Origin of the sequence: Tunicatimonas sp., assembly GCF_049647865.1 — a bacterium.
GTDB lineage: Bacteria > Bacteroidota > Bacteroidia > Cytophagales > Cyclobacteriaceae > Tunicatimonas.
This window is the reverse complement of sequence record NZ_JBARYM010000648.1, coordinates 1-4,760: the sequence shown is the minus strand read 5'-3', so window position 1 is coordinate 4,760 and position 4,760 is coordinate 1. Positions and strand designations below refer to the sequence as shown.

Genomic DNA, 4,760 nt, shown 5'->3' with positions numbered 1-4,760 from the left:
TTGCCGCCTAGCACCACCGTTTGACCGATAATTTCAAAGAATTCCAAATTAACGGGGACAATTCGCCGAATGTTGTGGTACGCCGTATCACCGCTGGCAATTTCCATGTTAATCATTTCCATGGCCTTATCCTGGTACTGCCCTTTCTGAAACAGAATACACAACTGTCCTCGGTCGTAGTCGTAGCCCCGCAACGATAGCAGGCTATTTAGTTCGTAAGAACGTTTCCACTTTTCGTTAAGATCAGTATCGTAGTAGATAAATTCCCACAAGCGGGTTCCGTTTTTTTGTCGCGCGTCAGCCTCCCGAAACAGCATCAGGCCCCGCTCTTCCGCTGAGACCACCACATAGTTATCACTATTATTATCAATCTCAATCTCGACCCGCTCCGGTTGAGCAATCTGACCAACCGCCAGCGTAGAAAGACCTACCAACAGTAAGGTAACAATTAAGCTAGGGTATATGCAGTTTTTCATAAGATCAGGTTGATAAGTGGCATCAATTGCTATAACAACAAAAAGGCCTAAAGAAATTTACATAATTCTAAAAAAAATAAAAAATAGCAGGCTAATGATTAATGACTGATGAATAGTGATTAATAAATTCGAATAGTGTTGATTATTATTCATTCATCATTCGTCATCAATCATCAATTTCTATATTTGCCCTATGGCAAAAAAACGTAAGGTGCTGATTCTCCGCTTTTCCTCTATTGGGGATATTGTGCTTACTACTCCGGTTCCCCGAACGCTAAAAACACAGCTAGATGCTGAAGTACATTACGCCACCAAGCAGCAATACCATTCCCTGTTAGCCGCTAACCCATACATTGATAAAATCTATTTGTTAGAAGATAAGCTGTCGTCACTCATTGCTAAGCTGAAGCAGGAAAAGTACGACTACATTATTGACTTGCACAATAATCTCCGTACTCAGATTATCAAAAAACGTTTGGGTGCCAAAAGTTATAGCTTCTCTAAACTAAACGTGGAGAAGTGGCTGATGGTTAACTTTAAGATAGACAAGCTGCCTAATGTGCATATTGTAGACCGCTACATGCAAACCGTTGCCCCATTGGGTGTGAAGATGGACAGCTTAGGATTAGACTACTTTATACCCGATGCCGATGAGGTAGAACCAGATTGGCTACCCGAAACCCATCGCGGCGAGTTTGTAGCTTACGCCATTGGAGCACAGTACAATACTAAGAAGCTTCCGATTGAACGGATGATTGAACTCTGCGATCGGATCAATAAACCCATTGTTCTCTTAGGCGATAAAAATGATTGGGAAACTGGTGAGCAGGTCGCTAACTTTTTTTCTCGTAACGAAGCTTCAAAAGATTATGAGGAGAAGTTAGCCGAATTGGGTAAGAAGTCATTAGTCTGGAATGCCTGCGGAAAATTTAATCTTAACCAATCGGCCTCGGTGGTACGACAAGCTCGCTACGTATTTACACATGATACAGGACTAATGCATATTGCTGCTGCGTTTAAGAAGAATATTTTTTGTATTTGGGGGAATACCATTCCTTCGTTTGGTATGTACCCCTACCGCACCAAATTTACAGTGTTAGAAAACAATCGGGTCAGTTGTCGGCCTTGCTCAAAAATAGGCTACCAGCGCTGTCCTAAGAAACATTTTCGCTGTATGCGCGGTATAGTCTTTGATTTTTATCTACCTTAATGGCGAGGTGCAAGGGGCGGGGAGCTTAGGGCAAATTGTTTGATCAACTCCCCGCACTGTGCTCCCGGCCCCCCGCTACATTAATCCAACTAATCAACATATCATGGAGAATTACAGCTTTTTCGACAATGTTAACCAGTTTGTGAACCAAGCCGCTGGTTACCTAGAATTACCCCAAGGACTTTTAGAACAGATCAAAGAATGTAACAGCGTATACCAGATGAACTTTCCGGTGAAGTTGGATAACGGGCATTACGAAGTAATTGAGGCGTATCGGGTGCAGCATTCGCATCATCGTCTCCCAGTGAAGGGTGGTATCCGCTACAGCATGGCGGTGAATGAAGATGAGGTGAAAGCACTAGCTGCACTGATGAGCTATAAGTGTGCGCTAGTAGATGTGCCATTTGGCGGAGCCAAAGGAGGAGTAAAGATTGATACCCGTAAATACAGCGAAAACGAACTGGAAAAAATCACCCGACGGTATACCACTGAGCTTATCCGTAAGAACTTTATTAGCCCAGCTCAAGATGTGCCCGCCCCGGACTACGGAACTGGTGCTCGGGAAATGGCTTGGATCGCTGATACCTATGCGGCTATGAACAACGGTGAGCTGAATGCTCTGGCTTGTGTTACTGGAAAACCTATAACGCTGCACGGAATTCGGGGGCGAACCGAAGCTACCGGGCGTGGAGTTTTTTATGGTATTCGCACCGCTGTAGATGTTGCCGAGGATATGAAGAGCCTAGGTCTAACGCCCGGTCTGGAAGGTAAGCGGATTATCATTCAGGGACTCGGCAACGTAGGCTACTATTCCGCTAAATACTTACAAGAAGGTGGAGCAATCATCACCGGAATTGCCGAGTACAATGGTGGTATTTATGACCCCAATGGTTTAGATGTAGAGGAAGTACATCAATTGAAGCAGGAGAAAGGCTCAATTCTTAACTATAAAAACGCTAAGAATATTCAAAATTCTATTGAGTTACTGGAGTACGAGTGCGACATTTTGATACCTGCTGCGCTGGAAAACCAGATAACTGCCGAGAATGCTCCGGGCATTAAAGCCAAAATTGTTGGCGAAGCGGCCAATGGTCCGGTAACTACCGAAGCGGCTAATATACTTCAGGAGCGGGGACTACGCATACTGCCCGATTTCTACTTGAACGCCGGTGGAGTTACTGTATCTTATTTTGAGTGGCTAAAGAACCTATCGCATGTAGCTTTCGGTCGTATGGATAAACGCTACGAGGAGCTAACCAACCGAGGCATGGTAACGGCAATGGAGGAAATCTCTGGTCACCAACTTTCGGAAACCCAGAAGAATTCGCTAGTAAGAGGGGCTGGCGAGATTGATATTGTCAACTCGGGCCTGGAGGAAACCATGATAAACGCTTACTACACCATTTGGGAGATTATGAAGACCAAAGAAACCGGTAGTTTGCGAATAGCTTCCTTCATTAGTGCAATGGAGAAAATTTCTACGGCCTACGTCGCCCGCGGTATCTTCCCTTGATAAAAGAAGTTAAGTTTATGTGTTCTTGTATTCATACTTTCAAATGAAGTAACCTTGAACACTCGAACACTCGAACACTCGAACACTCGAACACTCGAACACTTCATTTTATCGCCAAATGTGTCATGTGTAGTATATGACGTAAAGAGCCAGCCCTGCTGGGCATTACTGACCCAATTTTCGCTAGTAGAGAGGGGAAGCAATGCAGTAGCAGGTTATGACGATTTTCTGGCGAGTTGGCTATCGCTTACTCTTTTTTCTTTTCTTTATTATTTTCACTCTAGTAAAGCTCGAGTGTGCTCAAGCACAGTCTCGAACTTTTCGTCTACCCGCAGGAATCTCGGAGAAAGATTACTTGCCAGGTGAGATTGTCCTGAAGATACGTTCTCAAAATAATCCTAACGCTCGCACCGTAGTATCCCCACCATCAGTGATACAGCAGGTGAAGAATATCACCCAAGCTCGCCAGATTACTTCGGTGCTTAAGCAGGTATCTAAAGTGAGTCCATTAGCACGCCAGGAACCAACGGCTAAAATTTACCGCCTTCACACTGAGCAAGATGTGGTAGCTACCATTAACCAACTATTGCAACTAGATGAGGTGGTTTACGCTGAACCTTATTACTTATTAAAACCACTGAACGAATATATTCCCAATGACCCCGAAGCTACTAAAAGAGGTGAGCAAAGCTATTTGGAAGCAGTACAAGCCTACGAAGCTTGGGCAATTGAGCGGAGTAGTTCTGATATGCTTATTGGCTATCTGGATACAGGGGTGGAATTTGGCCATCAGGATTTAACTGATAATCTCTACCGTAACGAAGATGATCCGATCAATGGCCTAGATGACGATGGCGATGGGTACGTGGACAACTACGTAGGCTGGGATTTTGCCAACAATGACAATGACCCCACGGCTGACAAAGATCCTCACGGAACAATGGTGATTGGGGTAGGAAGTGCTAGTACTAACAATCGGGTGGGAATGGCTGGTTTGGGTTTTAATGCCTCTTATATGCCCATTAAAATATTTCGTTCTGAAGATGGAAAGTTCGGATTTGGCTACGAAGCTATTGCTTATGCGGCTGATCAGGGTTGTAAGGTAATTAATTTGTCGTGGGGTGGGGCCAATGCTTATTCGGCGTTTGGGCAAGATATGATCAACTATGCCGTCTTAGAAAAAGATGCGGTAGTTGTGGCTGCGGCAGGTAATAGCGGAAAGCAGGAGGATTTTTACCCCGCGGCTTTCAACAATGTGCTTTCGGTGGCCATAGCAGATAATGAAGGAAATCGGGTATCAAATACCACTTCAAGCTACACAGTAGATTTAGTAGCTCCGGGCAGTGGCATTTATACCACTAAAAACGGCGATGGTTTTGGTGACGGGTCAGGTTCTTCTTTTGCCGCCCCAATGGTGGCGGGAGCAGCAGCTTTGGTTCGGTCAAAATATCCGGATGTAAGTGCCCGACAGGTAATGGAAATTATGCGCCTATCTGCCAAAGATGTTAGTAATTTAGCCGGCAATTTAGGCTACGACGAAACGTTGGGAGCAGGATTACTG

General features: G+C 44.7%; 4 protein-coding genes. 3 read left to right on the top strand and 1 reads right to left on the bottom strand.

Going from position 1 to position 4,760, the window contains the following annotated elements; genetic code table 11:
* Window positions 1-476 (bottom strand): hypothetical protein (locus WBA23_RS19080; RefSeq protein WP_424583874.1); only part of this gene is annotated, 476 nt, incomplete at its 3' end.
* A 193-nt stretch (window positions 477-669) separates the two neighbouring features.
* Here WBA23_RS19080 and WBA23_RS19075 point away from each other — a divergent pair.
* The 3 genes from WBA23_RS19075 to WBA23_RS19065 form a co-directional block, all read left to right on the top strand.
* Window positions 670-1,686 carry a glycosyltransferase family 9 protein gene (locus WBA23_RS19075; RefSeq protein WP_424583873.1) on the top strand — a complete coding sequence of 339 codons (1,017 nt, stop codon included), beginning with the start codon at window positions 670-672 and terminating at the stop codon, window positions 1,684-1,686.
* 103 nt (window positions 1,687-1,789) lie between these two features.
* A complete protein-coding gene (locus WBA23_RS19070) occupies window positions 1,790-3,199 on the top strand; it encodes a Glu/Leu/Phe/Val family dehydrogenase (protein ID WP_424583875.1) in 1,410 nt (469 codons plus the stop codon).
* A gap of 217 nt (window positions 3,200-3,416) precedes the next feature.
* Window positions 3,417-4,760: S8 family serine peptidase (locus tag WBA23_RS19065; RefSeq protein ID WP_424583872.1), on the top strand; the 1,344-nt coding region annotated here is incomplete at its 3' end.

Excerpts from the sequence above, each read along its gene's own strand:
- WBA23_RS19075 (WP_424583873.1), top strand. The coding sequence starts at position 670 with ATGGCAAAAAAACGTAAGGTGCTGATTCTCCGCTTTTCCTCTATTGGG.
- WBA23_RS19070 (WP_424583875.1), top strand. The coding sequence starts at position 1,790 with ATGGAGAATTACAGCTTTTTCGACAATGTTAACCAGTTTGTGAACCAA.